Annotated in this window: 18 protein-coding genes; 15 read left to right on the top strand and 3 right to left on the bottom strand. The window is 61.8% G+C overall.

From position 1 onward, the window contains the following. The first annotated feature begins 24 nt into the window (after nucleotides 1–24). The 10 genes from BK670_RS06285 (at nucleotide 25) to BK670_RS06335 (ending at nucleotide 9,885) form a co-directional block, all read left to right on the top strand. Nucleotides 25–912: a Dyp-type peroxidase gene (locus tag BK670_RS06285; protein ID WP_123449061.1), complete on the top strand. Its 888-nt coding sequence runs from the start codon at nucleotides 25–27 to the stop codon at nucleotides 910–912. 21 nt (nucleotides 913–933) lie between these two features. Then, entirely contained in the window at nucleotides 934–1,902 is a 969-nt protein-coding gene (locus BK670_RS06290; protein WP_123449062.1) for a Gfo/Idh/MocA family protein, read from the top strand. A 274-nt stretch (nucleotides 1,903–2,176) separates the two neighbouring features. Next, the gene (locus BK670_RS06295) at nucleotides 2,177–2,929 is read left to right on the top strand and encodes a GntR family transcriptional regulator (protein ID WP_016774450.1); all 753 of its coding nucleotides are present in this window, start codon (nucleotides 2,177–2,179) and stop codon (nucleotides 2,927–2,929) included. Further along, on the top strand, nucleotides 2,926–4,656 hold the full coding sequence (locus BK670_RS06300; RefSeq protein ID WP_123449063.1) for a fumarate reductase/succinate dehydrogenase flavoprotein subunit: 1,731 nt from the start codon (nucleotides 2,926–2,928) through the stop codon (nucleotides 4,654–4,656). Before BK670_RS06295 ends, BK670_RS06300 begins: the two co-directional genes overlap by 4 nt. Before the next feature lie 26 nt (nucleotides 4,657–4,682). Then, a complete protein-coding gene (locus BK670_RS06305) occupies nucleotides 4,683–4,928 on the top strand; it encodes a 4Fe-4S dicluster domain-containing protein (protein WP_003225615.1) in 246 nt (81 codons plus the stop codon). Nucleotides 4,929–5,137: 209 nt separating this feature from the next. Beyond that, the gene (locus tag BK670_RS06315; protein WP_185036728.1) at nucleotides 5,138–6,562 is read left to right on the top strand and encodes an ABC transporter substrate-binding protein; all 1,425 of its coding nucleotides are present in this window, start codon (nucleotides 5,138–5,140) and stop codon (nucleotides 6,560–6,562) included. A 461-nt stretch (nucleotides 6,563–7,023) separates the two neighbouring features. Then, on the top strand, nucleotides 7,024–7,803 hold the full coding sequence (locus tag BK670_RS06320; RefSeq protein ID WP_123449065.1) for an ABC transporter permease: 780 nt from the start codon (nucleotides 7,024–7,026) through the stop codon (nucleotides 7,801–7,803). After that, the gene (locus tag BK670_RS06325; RefSeq protein ID WP_123449066.1) at nucleotides 7,803–8,651 is read left to right on the top strand and encodes an ABC transporter ATP-binding protein; all 849 of its coding nucleotides are present in this window, start codon (nucleotides 7,803–7,805) and stop codon (nucleotides 8,649–8,651) included. The genes BK670_RS06320 and BK670_RS06325 overlap by 1 nt, the downstream gene beginning before the upstream one ends. After that, on the top strand, nucleotides 8,648–9,610 hold the full coding sequence (locus tag BK670_RS06330) for a HEAT repeat domain-containing protein (protein ID WP_123449067.1): 963 nt from the start codon (nucleotides 8,648–8,650) through the stop codon (nucleotides 9,608–9,610). The genes BK670_RS06325 and BK670_RS06330 overlap by 4 nt, the downstream gene beginning before the upstream one ends. Then, nucleotides 9,607–9,885 carry a DUF971 domain-containing protein gene (locus BK670_RS06335; protein ID WP_123449068.1) on the top strand — a complete coding sequence of 93 codons (279 nt, stop codon included), beginning with the start codon at nucleotides 9,607–9,609 and terminating at the stop codon, nucleotides 9,883–9,885. The genes BK670_RS06330 and BK670_RS06335 overlap by 4 nt, the downstream gene beginning before the upstream one ends. Nucleotides 9,886–10,014: 129 nt before the next feature. Here the strand turns inward: BK670_RS06335 and BK670_RS06345 are convergent, their stop codons facing one another. From BK670_RS06345 to BK670_RS06360, 3 genes are all read right to left on the bottom strand, one after another. Then, nucleotides 10,015–11,673, bottom strand: a complete 1,659-nt coding sequence (locus BK670_RS06345) for a phosphoethanolamine transferase (protein ID WP_123449069.1) — start codon at nucleotides 11,671–11,673, stop codon at nucleotides 10,015–10,017. Between the two features lie 229 nt (nucleotides 11,674–11,902). Further along, nucleotides 11,903–12,640: a TorF family putative porin gene (locus tag BK670_RS06350; RefSeq protein ID WP_123449070.1), complete on the bottom strand. Its 738-nt coding sequence runs from the start codon at nucleotides 12,638–12,640 to the stop codon at nucleotides 11,903–11,905. Nucleotides 12,641–12,826: 186 nt separating this feature from the next. After that, nucleotides 12,827–14,569, bottom strand: a complete 1,743-nt coding sequence (locus BK670_RS06360) for an amidohydrolase (RefSeq protein ID WP_123449071.1) — start codon at nucleotides 14,567–14,569, stop codon at nucleotides 12,827–12,829. A gap of 103 nt (nucleotides 14,570–14,672) precedes the next feature. On the opposite strand from BK670_RS06360, the gene BK670_RS06365 reads away from it, so the two are divergent. From BK670_RS06365 to BK670_RS06385, 5 genes are all read left to right on the top strand, one after another. Then, complete coding sequence (locus BK670_RS06365) at nucleotides 14,673–15,590, top strand: LysR family transcriptional regulator (protein WP_123449072.1); 918 nt, start codon at nucleotides 14,673–14,675, stop codon at nucleotides 15,588–15,590. 81 nt (nucleotides 15,591–15,671) lie between these two features. Continuing rightward, the gene (gene lexA / locus BK670_RS06370; protein WP_123449073.1) at nucleotides 15,672–16,289 is read left to right on the top strand and encodes a transcriptional repressor LexA; all 618 of its coding nucleotides are present in this window, start codon (nucleotides 15,672–15,674) and stop codon (nucleotides 16,287–16,289) included. Then, on the top strand, nucleotides 16,289–16,906 hold the full coding sequence (gene imuA / locus BK670_RS06375; protein WP_123449074.1) for a translesion DNA synthesis-associated protein ImuA: 618 nt from the start codon (nucleotides 16,289–16,291) through the stop codon (nucleotides 16,904–16,906). Before lexA ends, imuA begins: the two co-directional genes overlap by 1 nt. Before the next feature lie 7 nt (nucleotides 16,907–16,913). Then, nucleotides 16,914–18,329, top strand: coding sequence for a Y-family DNA polymerase (locus BK670_RS06380; protein WP_123449075.1), 1,416 nt, complete (start codon nucleotides 16,914–16,916; stop codon nucleotides 18,327–18,329). Continuing rightward, a complete protein-coding gene (locus tag BK670_RS06385; RefSeq protein WP_123449076.1) occupies nucleotides 18,326–21,403 on the top strand; it encodes an error-prone DNA polymerase in 3,078 nt (1,025 codons plus the stop codon). Before BK670_RS06380 ends, BK670_RS06385 begins: the two co-directional genes overlap by 4 nt. The last annotated feature ends 28 nt before the right edge of the window (nucleotides 21,404–21,431 follow it).

Raw genomic sequence — 21,431 nt, forward strand, 5'->3', positions numbered from 1 at the left:
CGCGCACTTTCCCAAGGAGTTCACATGAGTTACTACCAGCCGGGCATTCTCGCCACCCCTGTTCCTGCGCAAGCACGTCACCTGTTTTTCGCCCTTGAGTCGGTTGAAGCTCTGCCGCAGGCGCTCGACAACCTGCTGAATCAGGTGGACGGCAAGTCGGCGGTGGTCGGTTTCGGTGAAGCGCTGGTCAAGGCCCTCAACGTGCAGATCGACGGCTTGCGCAGTTTTCCGCAGATGACCGGCGTTGGCGTCGAGAACCCGTCGACCCAGCACGCGCTGTGGGTCTGGCTGCACGGCGTCGACCGTGGTGAACTGCTCAACCGTTGCAACGCCCTTGAAGCCGCACTGGCCCCGGCGCTGCGTCTGGTAGACATGCAGGAAGCCTTCCGCCACAAGGACGGCCACGACCTGACCGGCTACGAAGACGGCACCGAAAACCCGCACGACGAAGCCGCCATCGCCGCCGCTCTGCAAAGTACAGGCGCTGAAGGCCTGGTGGGTGGCAGCTTCGCCGCGATCCAGCAGTGGCAGCACGACCTCAAGGGTTTCCACAAGTTGTCCGCCGACGACAAAGACAACATCATGGGCCGTCGCCTGAGCGACAACGAAGAGATTGACGACGCCCCGGTCTCCGCTCACGTCAAACGCACCGCGCAGGAAAGCTTCGCGCCGGAGGCATTTGTCGTGCGCCGCTCGATGCCGTGGATCGAAGGTGATCGTGCCGGTTTGATGTTCCTCGCTTTCGGTTTCTCGCTGGATGCTTTTGAGGCGCAACTGCGGCGCATGAGCGGTCTGGAAGATGGCATCACCGATGGTTTGTATCGCATCAGCCGTCCACTCACCGGCGGCTATTACTGGTGCCCGCCGCTGAAAGACGGGCATCTCGATTTGCGCGCCTTGCGCATGGACTGATCTTGAAAAAAGGGACTTAAAATGAACGTAGTGCGCTGGGGCATGATCGGTTGCGGTGATGTCACTGAACGCAAGAGCGGGCCGGCCTTCTACAAGGCCCCCGGTTCGGCGCTGGTGGCGGTAATGGGCCGACGTCTTGAGGCGGTCAGCGATTACGCTGCGCGCCACGGCATCGAGCGGTTCTACACCGACGTCGACGCGCTGATCAACGATCCCGAAGTGGACGCGGTGTACATCGCCACGCCACCCGACAGCCACCACGCCTACAGTCTGAAAGTCGCCGCCGCCGGCAAGCATTGCTGCGTGGAAAAACCCATGGCGCTGAGTGGCGGGCAGAGTCGCCAAATGCAGCAAGCGTTTGCCGAGGCCGGCTTGCATCTGTTCGTGTCCTACTACCGCCGTGCGTTGCCACGTTTTGCGCAAGTGCGGCAATGGTTGGAAGAGGGGCGAATCGGTGAGGTGCGGCACTTGAGCTGGACGCTGACCAAGGCACCGTCAGCGGCAGACCTGGAAGGCAGCGACAACTGGCGCACTGATCCGGCGGTGGCCGGTGGTGGGTACTTTGCCGATCTGGCCAGCCATGGTTTCGATCTGTTCCAGTATCTGCTCGGTGACATTGTTGAAGTCGCCGGATTCACCGCGCACCAGGCCGGGTTATACGCGGCAGAAGACGCGGTCAGCGCCAGTTGGCGGTTTGCTTCAGGCGCGCTGGGCATGGGCTGCTGGAGCTTTGTCGCGGATCGGCGCGAGGATCGGGTCGAGATCATCGGCAGCAAGGGGCGGATCGTTTTTTCCGTGTTTGATGAGCATCCGGTGCAGCTGCATGCCGATGAACACATCAGCCTGGAAATCCCCCATCACGAGCACATCCAGTGGCATCACGTGCTGGGCATGAATGCGCATATTCGTGGCGATTCACACCATCCCGCCGTCGCCGAGCAAGCGCTCAAGACCGACTGGGTCATGGACCAGATCCTCAAACGCCACTGATTTACGCCTTAAACCACAACCCTGTGGCGAGGGAGCTTGCTCCCGCTGGGTCGCGCAGCGGCCCCAAATACTGGCAACAAGGTATTTCAGGTAAATCGCGTCAGCCGGGTTTACGACTGCTGTTCAGCCGAGCGGGAGCAAGCTCCCTCGCCACAAAATCTCGAGTCCTCAGGAACCGCTTCCAGCTCTAAGGTTATGCCCATTCGGTATTTCTCAACCTTGTCATAACAACTCTAAGATCACGTCATAACTCGTTATAACAAGTGATCCCGTGATGACCGATAACGTTCTCTCCCTCAGTAGCGTTCCTCTGCACACCCAACTGCGCGACGTCCTCCGTGCGCGGATCCTCGACGGCGAATACCCGCAAGACAGCCAGATGCCTTCCGAAAGCGAACTCGGTGCGCTGTTCAAAGTCAGCCGCATCACCGTGCGCCAGGCGCTGGGCGATCTGCAAAAGGAAGGGCTGATCTTCAAGATCCACGGCAAAGGCACCTTCGTTGCCAAGCCGAAAACCTTTCAGAACGTCAGCAGCCTGCAAGGCCTTGCCGAGTCGATGACCGGACGCGGCTACGAGGTGATCAACCGCCTGCGCAGCTTCAAATTCATCCCGGCGGACAAGCGTGTCGCCGAGCGTTTGCAAGTCGCCGAGGGCGAGATTGTCGCGCAGATCAAACGCGTGCGACTGATCAATCGCGAGCCGATTTCGCTGGAAATCACCTACCTGCCCAAAGCCGTCGGCGAGCGACTGGAGAAAGCCGATCTGGTCACCCGCGACATCTTCCTGATCCTCGAAAACGACTGCGGCATCGCCCTCGGCCACGCCGATCTGGCCATCGATGCAGTGCTCGCCGACAGCGACCTGACCCAGGCGCTCAACGTCGAGGCCGGCTCGCCGATCATGCGCATTGAGCGCCTGACCCACGATGCGCAAGGGCAGCCGCTGGACTTCGAACACCTTTACTACCGTGGCGATGCGTTCCAGTACCGCCTGCGGATCGACCGGCAAAAAGGGGAGCAGGCATGACCCGCAACGTTCTTGAACAGGAATACGACATCGTCGTCATCGGCGGTGGCACCGCAGGCCCGATGGCCGCGATCAAGGCCAAGGAAAAGAACCGCGACTTGCGCGTGTTGCTGGTCGACAAGGCCAACGTCAAACGCAGCGGCGCGATCAGCATGGGCATGGACGGCCTGAACAACGCGATCATCCCTGGCCACTCGACGCCGGAGCAGTACACCAAGGAAATCACCATCGCCAACGACGGCATCGTCAATCAGGCCGCCGTTTACGCCTATGCGACGCACAGCTTTGAAACCATCGAACAACTCGACCGCTGGGGCGTGAAGTTCGAGAAGGACGAAACCGGCGATTACGCGGTGAAAAAGGTCCACCACATGGGCGCCTACGTGTTGCCGATGCCGGAAGGGCACGACATCAAAAAGGTCCTTTATCGCCAGTTGAAACGTGCGCGGGTAAGCATCACCAATCGCCTGGTTTGCACGCGCTTGTTGACCGACGAGGAGGGCACTGTCAACGGTGTGATGGGCTTCGATTGCCGCACCGCCGATTTCCATGTGATCAAGGCCAAGGCTGTGATCCTCGCGTGTGGCGCTGCCGGGCGTCTCGGTCTGCCGTCGTCGGGCTACCTGATGGGCACCTACGAGAATCCGACCAATGCCGGCGACGGTTACGCGATGGCGTACCACGCGGGTGCCGAACTGGCGAACCTTGAGTGCTTCCAGATCAACCCGCTGATCAAGGATTACAACGGCCCGGCCTGCGCCTACGTCACCGGCCCGCTGGGCGGTTATACAGCTAACAACAAGGGCGAACGCTTCATCGAGTGCGACTACTGGAGCGGGCAGATGATGTGGGAATTCCACCAGGAACTGGAGAGCGGCAACGGCCCGGTATTCCTCAAGCTCGATCACTTGGCCGAGGAAACCATCCAGAACATCGAGGAAATCCTGCACAGCAACGAGCGCCCGAGTCGCGGCCAGTTCCACGCCAATCGTGGCACCGATTACCGCACGCAAATGGTCGAAATGCACATCTCCGAAATCGGTTTTTGCAGTGGCCATTCGGCGTCCGGGGTGTGGGTCAACGAGCGTGCCGAGACCTCGGTGAAGGGCTTGTACTCGGCGGGCGACATGGCTGCGGTGCCGCACAACTACATGCTTGGCGCGTTCACCTACGGCTGGTTCGCCGGGCACAACGCCGCAGACTTCGTCGCCGGCCGCGAGTTTTCCGCGCTGGATGCCGAGCAGATCGAAAAGGAAAAGGCCCGGGTCTACGCACCGCTGGACCGCGAGCACGGTCTGCCGCCGGCGCAGGTCGAGTACAAGCTGCGACGCTTCGTCAACGATTACCTGCAGCCGCCGAAAGTGACCAAGAAAATGCAGATCGGCCTGCAACGCTTCAGCGACATCGAACGCGATCTCGAACAGATGAAAGCCAACAACGCCCATGAGCTGATGCGCGCCATGGAAACCAGCGTGATCCGCGATTGCGCCGAAATGGCTGCGCGCGCCTCGTTGTTCCGCGCCGAAAGCCGCTGGGGCCTGTACCACTATCGCGTTGATCACCCGCAGCGCAACGACAGTGACTGGTTCTGCCATTGCCATTTGAAAAAAGGCGAGGACGGTCAGATGACCAGTTTCAAGAAAGCCGTCGAGCCTTACATCATCCCGCTCGATGCCGAAGAAATGCAGGCTTACGACCGCTTGCGGGTAGGCGCTTTCGCCGCTTGATGCACTACTAAAAGAGAGTCCGAACCATGGCCTATCAAGCTCAGGAAATCTTCTTCCGCTCCAACGCCCCCGTCACCGTGGACGAGGACAAATGCATCGCCGAAAAGGGCTGCACCGTGTGCGTCGATGTGTGCCCGATGGATTTGCTGGCGATCAATCCGGCAACGCAGAAGGCCTACATGGCGTTCGATGAATGCTGGTACTGCATGCCGTGCGAGAAGGATTGCCCGACCGGCGCGGTCAAAGTCGACATCCCCTATCTCCTGCGCTGAAGCCCGTTCCCCTGTAGGAGTGAGCCTGCTCGCGATAGCGGTGTGTCAGCTAACACATCTACATCTGACCCACCGCTATCGCGAGCAGGCTCACTCCTACATTGGATTTTTGACAACCCAAAGCCATCCGGAAACCCCGGACGCTGAAATAACCGAACACCCCTCGTTTCCCACCGCGCCCTGATCGCGGCGGAGACGAACTCAAATAAATGATTCGAGGGGAAACACTCATGTTGCGTGCAGCAATCGCCGGTCTGGTACTGGCTTCATTCACCGTGTCGGCCTCGGCCGAAACCATCCGCATCGCCATCGGCACCCAGGACACCACCATCAACTGCGCCGCCGGTGGGTTGTTGATTCGTGAACTCGGTCTGCTCGACAAATACCTGCCCCACGACGGTGCCTACAAAGACGCGAAGTACGACGTGCAGTGGAAGAACTTCACCAGCGGCGCACCGCTGACCAACGAGATGGTCGCCGGCAAACTCGACTTCGGCGCCATGGCCGATTTCCCCGGCGCGTTCAACGGCGTCGCGTTCGAGACCGCCGGCAAGCACAGCCTGTTCATCAGCGTGTTGTCGGGGAGCATCAAGGGCAGCGGCAACGGCATCGTCGTGCCGAGTGCGTCCGGCGTGCAGGCGCTGAGCGAACTCAAGGGCAAGACGATTTCCGTGCCGTTCGCTTCCACGGCCCACGGCATGTTGTTGCGCGCGGTGGCGGCGCAGGGTTGGGATCCGCTCAAGGACGTCAACATCATTGCCCAGCCGCCAGAGGTCGCGGGTTCGGCGTTGCAGGCCGGCAAGATCGACGCCCACGCCGATTTTGTGCCGTTCGCCGAACTGTTCCCGAGCCGAGGTTTCGCCCGCAAGATCTACGACGGCGCCCAGGCCAATGCGCCGACGTTTCACGGTGCGCTGGTGGATCAGGCGTATGCGAAGAAGTACCCGGAGGTCGTCGTCGCGTACTTGCGCGCGAGTATCGAGGCCAATCAACTGCTCACCGCCGAACCTGAGAAGTACAGCGAGCTGATCGCCAAAGTCACTGGCGTCGATGCAGAAGTGAACTACCTGTTCCACGGCCCGCTCGGCGTGCAGACCCGCGACCTGAGCTGGAAGCCGGAATATCGTCAGGCAGTCGGCACGGCCATTGATACGTTGAAGTTACTGAAGAAGGCCGATCGTGGCCTCGATCTGCATACCTTCATCGACGATCAATACATCCGGGCGGCGTTCAAGGCATCGGGTCTGGACTACACGGCGCAACTGGCCAACTACGCGCAAACGCCACTGAAAGCCGTGGATGTGGCGACCGGTAAAGCGATCACTGACTTCAGCCATGTCGCGGAAATCTGGGTGCGCGGTGAGGACAAAGTGCGCCAGTACGCGTCAGCGGAAGAGGCGTTCACTGCGCTCGCCGCATTGAAGCAGGAAGGCAAAAACATCCGTGCTGTGTATGCCCAGGCCAGTGACAGCGGGATCAAATTGCTCGCTGAACAGGCGTGGTTTGCCAGCGATGCGAAAGGACGTTTGAGCGCGTTCCTGCTCAAGGGCCAGGCTCAGCAATTTGCCTCGACGCAGGGGGGCAAGGTACTCGATTTCACCGACGCCACCACCCAAGCAGTCGCTGCCCGCTAGTTGAAGATCAAAAGCCCCTCACCCTAGCCCTCTCCCAGAGGGAGAGGGGACTGACCGAGGTGTTTGGGCAAGGTACACCGACCTGAAATACCGAGCCGAACTCAGGTTTGAAAGGCATGAAGATCGGCTCCCTTTCCCCCTTGCACCCCAGAGGGAGAGGGGACTGACCGAGGTGTTTGGGCAAGGTACGCCGACCTGAAATACCGAGCCGAACTCAGGTTTGAAAGGCATGAAGATCGGCTCCCTTTCCCCCTTGCGCCCCAGAGGGAGAGGGGACTGACCGAGGTGTTTGGGCAAGGTACGCCGACCTGAAATACCGAGCCGAACTCAGGTTTTGAAAAGCATGAAAATCGGCTCCCTTTCCCCCTCGCCCCCTTGGGGGCGGTCCGACGTTTCGGGAGGGCTGGGGTGAGGGGGTAAATCTCAGCCACAACACAGATCCAGAACTGGAAACCCGCTCCATGAAAACACCCATCCGCTGGACATCAAGAGTCGCCTCACTGCTGCTCTGCCTGCTGTTCTGGCAACTCGCCGCCAGCCACCACTGGAACCTCGGCCTGGTCACCTTTGCCAACGTGCCCACCCCCGTGGCCGTGATCGAAGCTGCGCTTGGCCTGGGCGACTCCGGCAAGTTGCTCCAGCACCTGACCGCCAGCCTCAGCCGCGTGTTCGCCGGTTACCTCGCGGCACTGCTGATCGGCGTCGCCCTCGGTCTGGCCATCGGCCGCTCGAAATGGGCCGAAGACCTGCTGCTGCCACCGCTGGAAGTCCTGCGCCCGATCCCCGCCGTCGCGTGGATCCCGCTGGCGATCCTGATGTTCCCATCCTCGGAACTGTCGATGGTCTTTATCACCTTCACCGGCGCGCTGTTTCCGATTCTGCTCAACACCGTGCACGGCGTCGAAGGTGTAGACCCGCGTCTGATCGCCTCCGCGAAAAGCCTCGGGGCAGGGCGCCGCGCAATTCTGCTGGAAGTGATTTTGCCCGGCGCCGCACCGAGCATCATCACTGGCCTGGCGATCGGCATGGGCACGTCGTGGTTCTGTCTGGTCACGGCGGAAATGATCTCCGGCCAGTTCGGCATCGGTTACTACACCTGGGAGTCCTACACCATTCAGAACTACGCCGACATCGTCGTCGGCATGCTGCTGATCGGCGTGTTGGGCATGGGCAGCAGTCTGCTGATCAAACATCTGGGCGGGTTGTTCACGCCTTGGCATCGACCGCGAGGAAAAGCCTGATGAGCGTGATGCAAACCCCGGAAGGGCGGATCGATATCCGCCAGTTGTCCATCGTCCTCGGCGCAGGGCGTGAAGCGTTCGAAGCGGTGCGCGAACTTGATTGCCAGATCGAACCGGGCCAGTTCGTGTGTATTCTCGGCCCGTCAGGTTGCGGCAAATCGACATTGCTCGGCGCCCTGGCCGGGCATCTGAGCGCGCACGCCGGCAGCCTTAAAGTCGATGGCGCTGCGGTATCCGGGCCGTCACCCCAGCGCGGCATGGTGTTCCAGCATCACACGCTGTTTCCGTGGCGCACGGTGCGCGACAACGTCGCCTTCGGTCTGAAGATGCGCGGCATCGGCAAGGCGGAGCGCCATCGAGCCGCCGATGACATTCTCAAACTGGTCGGCCTCGAAGGCTTCGCCGAACGCTGGCCCGATCAGCTCTCGGGCGGCATGCAGCAACGCGTCGAAATCGCCCGCGTGCTGGTCAACCGTCCGCGCCTGTTGCTGATGGACGAACCGTTCGGCGCGCTGGATGCGCTGACCCGCCTGAACATGCAGGAGCTGCTGCTGGACATCTGGACGCGCATCCGCACCACCGTGGTCTTCGTTACCCACGACATCGACGAGGCGCTGTTCCTCGCCGACCGCTTGCTGGTGATGAGCGCACGGCCGGGGCGAATCATTGAAGACTTGCGTCTGGATTTCGCCCGGCCACGCACCAGTGAACTGGTCACCAGCCCCGAGTTCTCGCGACTCAAACGCCACTGCCTCGACCTGCTGCGCCACGACGATGACCGACCGCTGCCGCGCCTCAATCCGCTCGGCCTGCCTCCCGAAAACCCTTTGCCGCGATTTGCCCTATGACCTCTATTTTTGCTGTGACCGATAACGATGACATCCTCGCCCTGCAACCGCGTCTGACTGCAGAAGACGCCGGCGTGCGGCGCATTGCCCTGATTGATCTGGCGGATCTGGAAGAACCGGATGGCTTGCTCTGGCTGGTCGATCGCCTCGGCCAGGATCCCGCCGAAGAAGTCCGCGCCGAAGCCGCGCGCCTGCTTGAGGCTTGGGAAGATGCTGAGGTCGTGCAGGCCTTGTGCGAGGCGCTGACTGACCCGTCGCCCGCCGTGCAATCCGCTGCGGCGCAGAGTCTGAGTCTGCTCAAAACGGAAGCAGCGGGGCGGGTGATTCTGCCGTGGACCGATCACGCCGACGTCAGCGTGCGGATCGCCGCATTCCGTGCCTTGCGTGAGTTGCGTTTCGCCGACGCCGCGCCGGCTGCGGTCGCTGCGCTGAACGATGCTGATGCCAGTGTGCGTCGCGAAGCGGTGGGCGTGCTCGGCTGGCTCAAACAACTCGACGCGCTACCGGCGTTAGCGCGATTGGCCAGCGACGACCCGGACACCGAAGTGCGCCGCGCCGCCACCGGTGCCCTCGGTTTGGCTTCCAGCGCCGAGGTCCTCCCGGCCCTGCGCCAGGCTTTGCAGGACAACGCCTGGCAAGTGCGCGAAGAAGCCGCGACGACCTTGGGCAAGGTCGGCCACCAAGACGCCGGCCCGGCCTTGGTCGAAGCGCTGAGCGATGATTACTGGCAAGTGCGCCTGCGAGCCACCCGCAGCCTCGGCCGTTTGCGTTTCGTGCCGGCGCTGGAGGCGTTGATCGAGACCCTCGGCCATCGCATCAGCAACCTGCGCAAGGAAGCCGCGCTGGCCTTGGGCGAACTGAATGATCGCGGTGCCGTGGCCGCGTTGCAGGCCGCGCAGGACGACGGCGACCCGGAAGTGCGCAAAGCCGTGCGCATCGCCTTGAGTCAGCTGCAATGAACCCGCTGTCGGTGGGGAATTCGCAGAGCGCAGGCACCTTGCGCTTGAGCTGGCCGGATGGCCGCGAACAACAGCTCAATCACGCCGAACTGCGCCGCCAGTGCCCGTGCTCGCAATGTCGCGCGTTTCGCCTGAAAGGCCTGACGCCGCGGGTCGATGATCGCGTGCGCCTGATCGAACTCAACCCCCAGGGCTACGGCGTGCAACTGGTGTTCAGTGACGGCCATCAGCGCGGCATCTACCCGTGGGCTTATCTGGCAAACCTCAACTCCTGATACACCACAGCCCCCTGTAGGAGTGAGCCTGCTCGCGATAGCGGTATGTCATTCAACAATGATGTTGGCTGATCCACCGCTATCGCGAGCAGGCTCACTCCTACAAGGGGATTTGTGCAGTTCCTGGGGTTATTGCGCAGCGGTCATCGACGGCCGGCAGCCATGAAAAATATCCAGCCCCGGCTGATACAGCGAGGTCTTCACCTCAAACAACCCCAGCACCGAGTGAAACAGGTTGTCATGGCTCAGATCCGCCTGCCCGGTCTTGCCTTGCAGGCAGCCGCGATCAATCCCTTCGCTGGCCAGTGCGCCACTGCCGAACCACATCACCATCGGCACATGGGTCTGCGCTTGCGGCGCCAGCGCATACGGCGCGGCGTGCAGGTACAAGCCATTCTCGCCCAGTGATTCGCCGTGGTCGGAGACATACACCATCGAGGTGTCCAGCGCGTCCTGATTGCGCTTGAGCAATTCGATGACCTTGGCGAGGAAATGGTCGGTGTACAGGATCGTGTTGTCGTACACGTTCACCAGTTCATCGCGGCTGCAACTGCCCAACTGGTTGGTGTGGCAGATCGGTTTGAAGCGCTCCATGTCTTTTGGATAGCGCTCGTAGTATTCCGGGCCGTGGCTGCCGTCGGCGTGCAGCACAATGATCGCGTGGCCCTTGAGGCTGTCGATGTAGCTTTGCAGGTCTTGCAACAGCGCTTCGTCGAGGCAGTTGTTGCCGTCGCAGAATGGCCCCGGCTGGTTTTTGGAAATGTCGCGATGTGGTACGCGCAGGCAAGTGCCTTTGCAGTCGCTGTTGTTGTCCAGCCACAGCACTTGCACGCCGGCACGCTGGAGGATGTCGAGCAGGCCTTCGTAGGTTTTGCCTTTCTTATCGCTGTAATCCTCACGCGGGAACATCGAGAACATGCACGGCACCGAGACCGCCGTCGACGTGCCGCAGGAATGCACCTGGGTGAAGTTGAGGATGTCGAGTTTGCTCAGTTCGGGATTGGTCTCGCGTTCATAGCCGTTCAGCGAAAAGTGATCGGCACGGGCGGTTTCACCGACCACAAACACCATCAGCGATTTCTTTTCGCGGCTGGCAACTTTGGCGCTCATCACCGCGTCTTCGCCGATGGCCTGCACCACGAAGTGCTTTTTGATGCCCAGGCGTTGCTGGGTGTACTTGCTGATCGCGTAGATGTAGTTGGTCGGGTTGATGAAGTGGGTGAGCTTGTCTTCTTCGCGGAAGATCGGCGCGTAGGTCGAATAGAACGCACCCACTGAAGCGGCGATTACCAGCACGCAGGCGACGATCACCAGCACCTTGTTGAGCAGGCCGCGAAAGAACGGCCGATAACTGACCGGCCAACGCCAGATCAACGCCGCCGGCAACACGCCGAGCAACAGCACGTAAGCCAGCAGCTTGCCGTTGAACAGCGCGGTGGCTTCGGCGGGGTTGGTTTCGAAGACGTTCTGGATCATCACCGTGTCGATGGTGATGCCGTATTCGTTCATGAAATACGCAGCGCATGCCGAGAGCAGAGCGACCACGGTGAGCACCGGTTTCAACGTCCAGCGGAACGACACCAGAGTCAGCAGCAGGGTGATGGCGGCCCACAAAAACAGGCCGAACGAGGCGAAAAACGCCAGTTTGTGCGCGCCTTGCAGGGTGATCAGCGTACCCAGCGCCTTCCAGGTCGCCAGGTTGTACAGTGCCACCAGCGCCAGGGAAAACAGCAGCACCAGTCGAGTAGAGGTAATGGACGGTAAACGCAGTCCCTTGCCCAAAGCCATGTCAAACATTCCTCTACATGAATAGAAAACCACGCGGTTGCGCGGGTAACTGTAGAAGAACATTAGCAAAAAATTCGTAAACATCCTGTAACAACTACCGAGCTGGCTCACCCCGATCAAAACTGTGGGAGCGAGCCTGCTCGCGAAGGCGATGTGTCAGTCAAGATTGATGGCGACTCTTCCACCGCTTTCGCGAGCAGGCTCGCTCCCACAGGTGAACAACGGTTTTTCAGAAGGATTTGCTGACGCTGGCGACGACAGTTGCCGTGCACACATCCTTGAAGCCCCAATTACTCAGGCACTGGCTTTGCGACAGATCGGTGTCGATATAGCTCAACCCCAACACCACCCCGGCCAGATTGTGGGTGAGTTTGACCTCCCACTCCCGATAGCTGTCCTCGGCCTGCCCGGACGCCGAATACAGATGCGGATCCTTGAAATCCATATTGCCGTAACGCAGCTTCAACCCCGAGTCGAACGGCAACTCGGTTTCATAACCGATGTAGCTGTACAGCGAACTCTGTTTGCTATCGATCCCCGGCGCATCACTGGAGTAATACGCCGCCAGTTTCACCCCATACACCCCGAGGATCCCGTACACCTCGCTCTGGTTGAACTGGCTTTCCTTGGGGTAGGCGTACTTCATGTAGCCCAGATCGAGGCTGACCTCTTCGGTCGCCTGCCACAGCCAGCCAGCGTAGTAATCGACTTCCTGGCGGGTTTTCAGGCCGCCGCCGAAATCGACGTTGGAACTCCAGGCGCCGAGGTACAGACCGTTGCTGTGGGCGAGGGTGAGGCCGGCCTGCACGGCGGGATCATTCTGGGTTTGCGAGATGCCCCGGGTGCGGTAATCGCTGGCCAGGGTCAGGTCGACCAGCACCGCGAAGTCATCGTTCAAAGGGATCGCGAAACTGCTCAACGGCAGCACGCTCAAAAAACTCAGGGCGAACAGGGGCAAGGCTTTCATGTGAAGTCCCGATGTTGTGATTGTTATTGGGCAGAAAGAGAACTGCGGGGGGATTCGATCTCGACCACCCGCACAGACCCTGTGGGAGCGAGCCTGCTCGCGAAAGCGGTGGTTCATTCAGCATTGATGGCGACTGATACGCCGCCTTCGCGAGCAGGCTCGCTCCCACAGGGGGGAACAGTGTTGTTATTTTGTGGTGGTATAGACCTGACGACCGCCGAACCAGGTTTGCAGGACTTTGGTGTCATGCAGGGCCTTGTTGTCGACGCTGAACACATCGCGATCGAGCACGATAAAGTCCGCCTGCTTGCCCGGCGTCAGCGAGCCGATCTGTTTCTCCAGGCCAATCGTGCGCGCTGCGTTGATGGTGTAGGCATAGAACATCGTGTCGCGGTCCAGACGTTCGTCGGCATTGAGCACACCCAACGGCCCGACACGAGTAATCGCCTGGGCCATGGCGTTGAACGGATTCGGCGAAGACACCGGCCAGTCGCTGGCGCCGGCAATCGTCGCGCCCTGTTTTAGCAGCGAGTGCGCCGGGTACTGATAGCGGAAGGCGAGGGCGCTGACGTAGGGCTTGATCATCTCGGTGGTGTAGTCGTCGGCGCTGGCCCACAGCAGTTGCATCGAGGCGATCACGTTAAGCGGTTTGAAGCGGGCGAACTCTTTCGGGTTGACCATTTGCAGGTGGGTGATCGAATGGGTCACACCGCTTTGGCGGTCCTTGCGCGCCTGCGCAATGCCGTTCAGCGATTCCCGCACCGCGCGGTCGCCGATCGCATGGATGTGCACCAGCCAGCCGCGCTGGTCGATGGCGCTGACCAGTTCACCGAAGTGTTGCGGATCGATCAGCAGTTCGCCCTGTTTGTGCGAGTTGCTGTACGGGTCGATCATCGCCGCGCTTTGCGCCGGGAATTCGATCACCCCGTCGGCAAAGATCTTGATGCCGGGCAGGGTCAGGTTGGGGATGCCCTGAAATTGCTCGCGCACCTTGTCCAGCGTATCGAGGTCGGCGGGCACGCTTTTCGGGTTGGCCACCAGCAGCGCCGCGACGTGCACGCTCATGTCGCCACTTTCCGACAGGGCTTTATAGGCCGGCAGCACGCCGACGGTTTTCTCGGTGGGTTTGAGGGCGAACACCGCTTCACCCGGTGCAGCGTTGGCGGCCGGGTCCATCCACGCGGTGATGCCGAGGCTGTTGTTGTAGCGCACCGCTGATTTCGCCGCGTTCAACATGTCGGTAGGGCTTGGCACCGGCATTTTCGAGGCGACCCGATCCCAACCGGCGTCGACCACAAAGCCGTTCGGCTCGCCGCTCGCCAGTTTGCCGATGGTGTCTTTTTCCGCGTCGGGCAGGGTTTTCAGCAGGGCCGCATCAATCCCGGCGCGCTTGAGCATGACGTTGTTGGCCCACGCCGTGTGGTGGTCGCTGCCGATGAACACCACTGGCACATTGGCCCATTCGCCGTTGTTGAAGGTGTTGCCCAAGGCTTCGGCCTGCGCCCAGTAAGCTGAACTCATGCCGGCAATGCTCAGCACATCACCGTGTTTGGCCTTGCCGTCTTCTCGCCAGTTGCGCAGGCGTTTTTGCAGTTCGTCGAGGGTGACGACTTCGTCTTCCATGTTCGCCGAAACCATTTCCAGACCACCGAATATCGCGTGGGAATGGCTGTCGATCAGGCCGGGCATCAACGCTTTGCCCTTAAGGTCGATGACTTGTGTGCCGGGTTCGATCAGGGCTTTGATCTGTGCATCGGTGCCGACTTTCAGCACTTTGCCGTTTTCCACGGCCAGTGCTTGAACCTTGGGTTGCGTGCGGTCGGCGGTGAAAATCTTGCCGTTGAGCAGGATCAGATCGGCGGCGGCCATGGCTTCCATCGAGGCAAAACTTACGGCGGCTGCCAACAGACTCGGGATGAATCTTTTCATTGAAGATTTCCTTGTTATTGCGTCTGATGGCGAGATTAGTGGCTGACAGCGGCCGACAGAACGCCTCCCTCACGAAAAACGTTTTTGCCTGAATGGAAAAAGCATGGACAAGTTGGGTGCATTGAAAATGTTCGTGGTCACCGCGCAGCTCGGCAGTTTCAGCCGCGCCGCCGAACAGTTGGGCAAAACGCCTTCGGCACTGACCAAAGCGGTCAATCACCTGGAATCGGAGCTGGGCGCGCGCCTGTTCGAACGCAGCACGCGGCGGATTCTGCTCACCGAAATCGGCCGGGTGTACCTGGAAACCGCACGGCTGGTGTTGCAGCGGCTCGACGAGGCCAGTGAAGAAATCGAGCAGTTGCAGCACGGTTTGCGCGGCAATCTGAAAATCACCGCGCCGCTGGCGTACGGGCGGGCGTTTCTCGATCAGGTGTGTGACGGCTTTTTGCAGCAATACCCGCAGATCAGCCTGCAAGTGGATTTGTGCGATGCGTTCGTCAACCTGCTGGAAAGTGGTTACGACCTGGCGCTGCGTGAGGGCCACGATGATTTGCCGGGGCTGATTGCACGGGTGGTCGGCAGCAATCGTCTGGCCCTGTGCGGCAGCCCCGAATATCTGGCGCGCAAGGGTTTGCCGGTGACTCCGCAAACCCTTGAACAGCATGAATGGCTGCTTTATCAGCACCCGTTGCTCAGCCGCGAATTCTGGTGGGCCGAGCGCGATGGGCAGCGCTTGAGCCTCGCGCAACCGGCGAATCCGCTGTTGCGCAGCGATAATTACGATTTGTTGTTGGCCAGTGCTTTGGCCGGGCGCGGTTTGCTGCACACGCCGCTGTGGAGCGCCGCGCCGTACATTGCCGACGGGCGATTGATGCGGGTTATGGCTGATTACGACATCGATCCGGACACCTTCGGCCCGCACATTCTCGCGGTGTACCCGAGCCACCGGCGGGCCACGGCCAAGGTCGTCGCCTTTATCGATTACATCGCCGCATTTCTGGCCTCGAGAGGCCTGAGCTAATGCAGGAGCAGCCTTCGGCAGCTCCTACGTCGGCCTAGGCCGACTGGCGGCGCTTGTCAGGAAAATCCTACAGGAGTACAAATGTACTCCATGACGAACCTGACTCCCCGCCGTACCGCCATCCTGACTTTTATTCGCGAACGCATCGCCGAACACGGTCAGCCTCCAAGCCTCGCTGAAATCAGCGAGGCTTTTGGTTTTGCCTCGCGCAGCGTGGCGCGCAAGCACGTGCTCGCGCTCACCGAAGCCGGGTTTATCGAGGTCAATCCGCATCAGGCCCGGGGCATTCGCCTGCTCGGGCAACCGGCGCGTCCGGAATTGCTCGACATTCCCGTGCTCGGCCGCGTCGCTGCCGGTGCGCCGATTGGCGCCGATGCCGACATCCATAGCCGCTTGCTGCTCGACCCGGCGCTGTTCTCCCGCCCACCTGACTACATGCTGCGGGTGCAGGGCGATTCGATGATCGAGGACGGCATTCTCGACGGCGATCTGGTCGGCGTGAAGCGCAATCCCGAGGCGTTCAACGGCCAGATTGTCGTGGCGCGGCTCGACGGTGAAGTCACCATCAAACGCTTCGAACGGCTGGGCGATGAAGTGCGACTGTTGCCGCGCAACCCGGCGTACCAGCCGATTGTCGTGCGCGACGATCAGGATCTGGCCATCGAAGGGGTGTTCTGCGGTCTGGTGAGGCAAGGCTGATGGGCGCCGTCGTTGCGTTGGATACGCTGTTCAATGGCGGCCAGGTCTGGAAAGGCCGGCCTGCGCCACCGGCCGCCAGCCCGCAACCGACCGGGCACACCGCGCTGGACGCGGCACTGCCCAGCGGTGGCTGGCCGGAGGCGGCGCTGAGCGAAATTCTCCTGGCCGGTCCCGGTGTCGGCGAACTGCAACTGGTCTGGCCGACGCTGGCGCGGTTGTCGGCGGCGGGCGAGCGCATCGTGCTGGTGGCGCCGCCGTTTGTGCCGTATCCGCAGGCGTGGGCAAACGCCGGGGTCGATCTGCGTCAGTTGTCGGTGATCCAGGCCAGCGACCGCGATGCCTTGTGGGCGGCGGAACAGTGTTTGCGTTCGGGCAGTTGCGGCGCGGTGCTGTGCTGGCCGCACAAGGCCGATGACCGTGCCTTGCGCCGTTTGCAGGTAGCTGCAGAAACCGGCCAGACCCTGGCGTTTGCCTGGCGCCCCTTGAGCGAAGCGATCAACCCGTCACCGGCGGCGCTGCGCATCGCCATCGACGCCAAACCCGCGCAGTTACGCGTGCTCAAGTGCCGGGGTGGGCTGGCGCGTACGGCACCGATCGCCTTTGCCGTGGGTCACTGAGGTCGTCATGCGCTGGGTGTGTATTCTGTTTCCGCAATTGGCCCTCGACGCCGTGCTGCGTCAGCGGCCCGACCCCGATGAGCCGTTGGTGCTGCTCAACGGCCCGGCCCAGCGCCGGGTCCTGCAAGCAGTCAACCCGGCGGCGCGCAAACTCGGTTTGCGTCCCGGCCAGTCGATGACCGCCGCCCAAGCGATGAGCAAAGGTTTTGTCACCGCCGATTACGAGGCCGCCGAGGTCGAGCACTGGCAGCAGTTTCTCGCCGCGTGGGCCTACCGGTTTAGCGCGCAGGTCAGCGTGCACTATCCGCGCACCGTAGTGTTCGAGATCGAGTCGAGCCTTGGCCTGTTCGGTTCGTGGGCGCAGTTCGAAGCACGACTGCGCCAGGAGCTGACCGATCTGGGCTTCCGCCATCGCATCGTCGCTGCCCCGAATCCGGTGGCGGCGCGGGTGCTGGCCAATGCTTACGATGGCTTGGTGGTGCCGGACGGCGAGGCCTTGCAGCATCACCTCGGTCAGTTGCCGGTCGACCGTGTCGGTCTGGAACCCGCAGTGGCCACGGCGTTGTCGCGCATGGGCCTGCGCAATCTCAGTCAGGTGCAGAGCCTGCCGCGTCAGGCGCTGGCCCGGCGCTTCGAAGCGCAGATGCTCAAGCACCTCGACACCTTGTTCGGTGCGCGGCCGCTGGCGCTGGCGTTTTACCTGCCGCCGGATCGTTTCGACGTGCGCATCGAACTCAACTTTGACGTGCAATCCCATCAGGCGTTGCTGTTCCCGTTACGCCGTTTGACCGGTGACTTGTCGGCGTTCCTCTGCGGGCGTGACAGCGGCGTGCAACGTTTCGATCTGCACCTGGAGCACGCCGGGCTGCCGGACAGCATCATCAAAGTCGGCCTGCTCAGCGCCGAACGTGATCCGGCGATGCTCTTCGAGCTGGCGCGTGGCCGGCTGGAACAGGTGCAAGTCGAGGCGCCCGTGCGCGGCTTTCGTCTGCGCGCCGAGGACCTGCCGAGTTTCGTGCCGCAGTTTCAGGAGTTGTTCGACGACCGTCCGCAGCAGACCTTGCCGTGGGAGCAGTTGCGCGAACGCCTGCGTGCACGCTTGGGCGATGACGCGGTGCAGGGCTTGCGTTTTCAGGCTGATCATCGCCCGGAGTGCGCGTGGCAGCACGGCGTCGACAAACAACGCTGCGCAGGCTTGCCGAATGTGCATCGCCCGGGCTGGTTGCTCGGTGAGCCGCAAAGCGTGGCAGAAGGTTCGGCGCGAATTCTCATGGGCCCGGAACGTATCGAATCCGGCTGGTGGGACGGTGACGATGTGCGCCGCGATTATTACCTGATCCAGAACCGCGCTGGTCAGCAAGGCTGGGCTTATCGGGCGGTGGGTGAGGACGGTCCGCTGTGGCTGCAGGGCTGGTTTGCATGAACGACGGTTATGCCGAACTGCACTGCCTGTCGAACTTCAGTTTTCAGCGCGGTGCGTCCAGTGCGCTGGAACTGTTTCAGCGTGCAAAAAAGCACGGCTATCAGGCACTGGCGATCACCGATGAATGCACGCTGGCCGGGATCGTTCGGGCCTGGCAAGCGGCGAAAGCGGTTGAGCTGCCGCTGGTCATCGGCAGCGAAGTACGTATCGAAAACGGCCCGAAACTGGTGCTGCTGGTGGAAAATCTGGCGGGTTATCAGGCGCTGTGCGGTCTGATCACCCGTGCTCGGCGACGCACGCAGAAAGGCCAGTATCAGGTGTTGCGCGAAGACTTCGCCGAACCGTTGCCGGGGTTGCTGGTGTTGTGGGTGCCGGATTCGCTGGATCAGGTGGAAGAGGGGCGTTGGCTGCAGCAGACCTTCGGTGAGCGTCTGTGGCTGGCGGTGCAGTTGCATCGCGGGCAGGACGATCAGCAGCGGCTGGCGGCGTTGTTGGGGCTGGCCGCCGAGTTGCAGATTCCGCCGGTAGCCAGCGGCGATGTGCACATGCACGCCCGTGGCCGGCGTGCCTTGCAGGACACCATGACCGCGATCCGGCATCACGTCCCGGTGGCCGAGGCGGGATTACGCCTGCATCCCAATGGCGAACGGCATTTGCGCAGTGTCGAGGTGTTGCGCGAGTTGTATCCGCAGGCCTTGCTCGACGAGTCGGTAAGTCTGGCCCGACGCTGCACGTTTGATCTGGGCGAGTTGCGTTATCAATACCCCAAAGAGCTGGTGCCGGAGGGGCACAGCGCCAGTTCCTGGTTGCGCCATCTGACTGAACAAGGCATCGCCTGGCGCTGGCCGAAAGGTCCGCAAGCCAAAGTGCTCAAACAGATCGACGATGAACTGCAACTGATTGCCGAACTCGGCTATGAAAGCTATTTCCTCACCGTGCATGACGTGGTGCACTTCGCCCGCGAGCAGAGGATTCTGTGCCAGGGCCGTGGCTCTGCGGCCAATTCGGCGGTGTGCTTTGCCTTGGGCATCACCGAAATCGACCCGGATCGCACCACGCTGCTGTTCGAACGCTTTATGTCCAAGGAGCGCAACGAGCCGCCGGACATTGACGTCGACTTCGAGCACGAACGCCGCGAAGAAGTCCTGCAATATGTGTTTCGCCGTTACGGCCGTGGTCGCGCGGCGCTGACGGCGGTGGTCAGCACTTACCACGCTGCCGGCGCGGTGCGCGATGTGGCCAAGGCCTTGGGCCTGCCGCCTGATCAGATCAACGCACTGGCCGATTGTTGCGGCCACTGGAGCGATGAAACGCCGCCGGTCGCGCGTTTGCTCGAAGGCGGTTTCGACCCGGACAGCCCGCTGCTGCGCCGGGTGCTGAGCCTGACCGGGCAGTTGATCGGCTTCCCCCGGCACCTGTCGCAGCACCCCGGCGGTTTTGTGATTTCCGAGCAGCCGCTGGACACGCTGGTGCCGGTGGAGAACGCCGCGATGGCCGAGCGCACGATCATTCAGTGGGACAAGGATGACCTCGATGCAGTCGGCCTGCTCAAGGTGGATATCCTCGCCCTCGGCATGCTCAGTGCCATCCGTCGCTGCTTCGATCTGCTGCGCCGCCATCGCAATCTGGACCTGAGCCTGGCGACGATTCCGGCCGAAGACAAACCGACCTACGACATGATCAGCCGCGCCGACACCATCGGCGTGTTTCAGATCGAGTCGCGGGCGCAGATGTCGATGCTGCCGCGCCTGAAACCGGCGAAGTTCTACGATCTGGTGATTGAAGTGGCCATCGTTCGCCCGGGGCCGATTCAGGGCGGGATGGTGCATCCGTATCTGCGCCGCCGAAACAAAGAGGAAGAGGAAACCTACCCGTCGCCAGAACTCAAGGTCGTTCTGGAAAGAACCCTCGGCGTGCCACTGTTTCAGGAACAAGTGATGCAGATCGCTATCGTCGCCGCCGATTACAGCCCCGGCGAGGCTGATCAGTTGCGTCGCTCGATGGCCGCATGGAAACGCCACGGCGGACTGGAGCCGCACAAGGAACGCCTCGCCGCCGGCATGAAGAAAAACGGCTACACGCCGGAGTTCGCCGCACAGATTTTCGAACAGATCAAAGGCTTCGGCAGCTACGGCTTCCCCGAATCCCACGCCGCCAGTTTTGCCTTGTTGACTTACGCCAGTTGCTGGCTCAAGTGCCACGAACCGGCGGCGTTCGCCTGTGCGTTGATCAATAGCTGGCCGATGGGTTTCTACAGTCCCGACCAGATTCTCCAGGACGCGCGCCGACATCAGTTGCAGGTCCGCCCGGTCGACGTGCGCGCCAGTGACTGGGATTGCAGCCTGGAAACCACCACGACGGCGCAACCGGCGATCCGCATGGGCCTGCGGATGATCAAGGGCTTTCGCGAGGACGATGCCCGGCGTATCGAAACGGCGCGGACGCGCGGGGCCTTTGCCGATGTCGCCGACCTGGGCGAGCGGGCAGCCCTCGACAGCCGGGCGCAGGCGTTACTCGCTGACTCCGGGGCGTTGCGTGGTCTGGCCGGGCATCGGCATCGGGCGCGCTGGGAAGTCGCCGGGGTGCAGAAACAGCTGGGCCTGTTTGCCGGGTTGCCGAGTCAGGAGGAGCCGGAGGTGCTGCTGCCCAAACCCAGTGTTGGTGAGGATCTGCATGCCGATTACAGCACCGTCGGCACCACGTTGGGGCCGCATCCGCTGGCGCTGTTGCGCGGCGAACTCAAAGCCCGGCGCTGTCGCAGTTCGCAGGAGTTGCTTGAGGTCGAACACGGTCGACCGGTGAGCGTCGCCGGGCTGGTGACGGGACGGCAACGACCGGGCACCGCCAGTGGCGTGACCTTCGTCACCCTGGAAGACGAGTTCGGCAACGTCAACGTGGTGGTCTGGCGGGATCTGGCCGAGCGTCAGCGGCAAGTGCTGGTGGGCTCGCAACTGCTGAAAGTCGACGGCCGCTGGGAGCGCGAAGGCGAAGTGCGCCACCTGATCGCCGGCCGCCTGAGCGACCTCAGCCCGCTGCTCAACGGCATCCGCGTGCAGAGCCGCGATTTCCACTGATCCTTTCTTCCCAAACCAAACACAACCC

Origin of the sequence: Pseudomonas fluorescens (assembly GCF_003732425.1) — a bacterium.
Classification (GTDB): domain Bacteria; phylum Pseudomonadota; class Gammaproteobacteria; order Pseudomonadales; family Pseudomonadaceae; genus Aquipseudomonas; species Aquipseudomonas fluorescens_BE.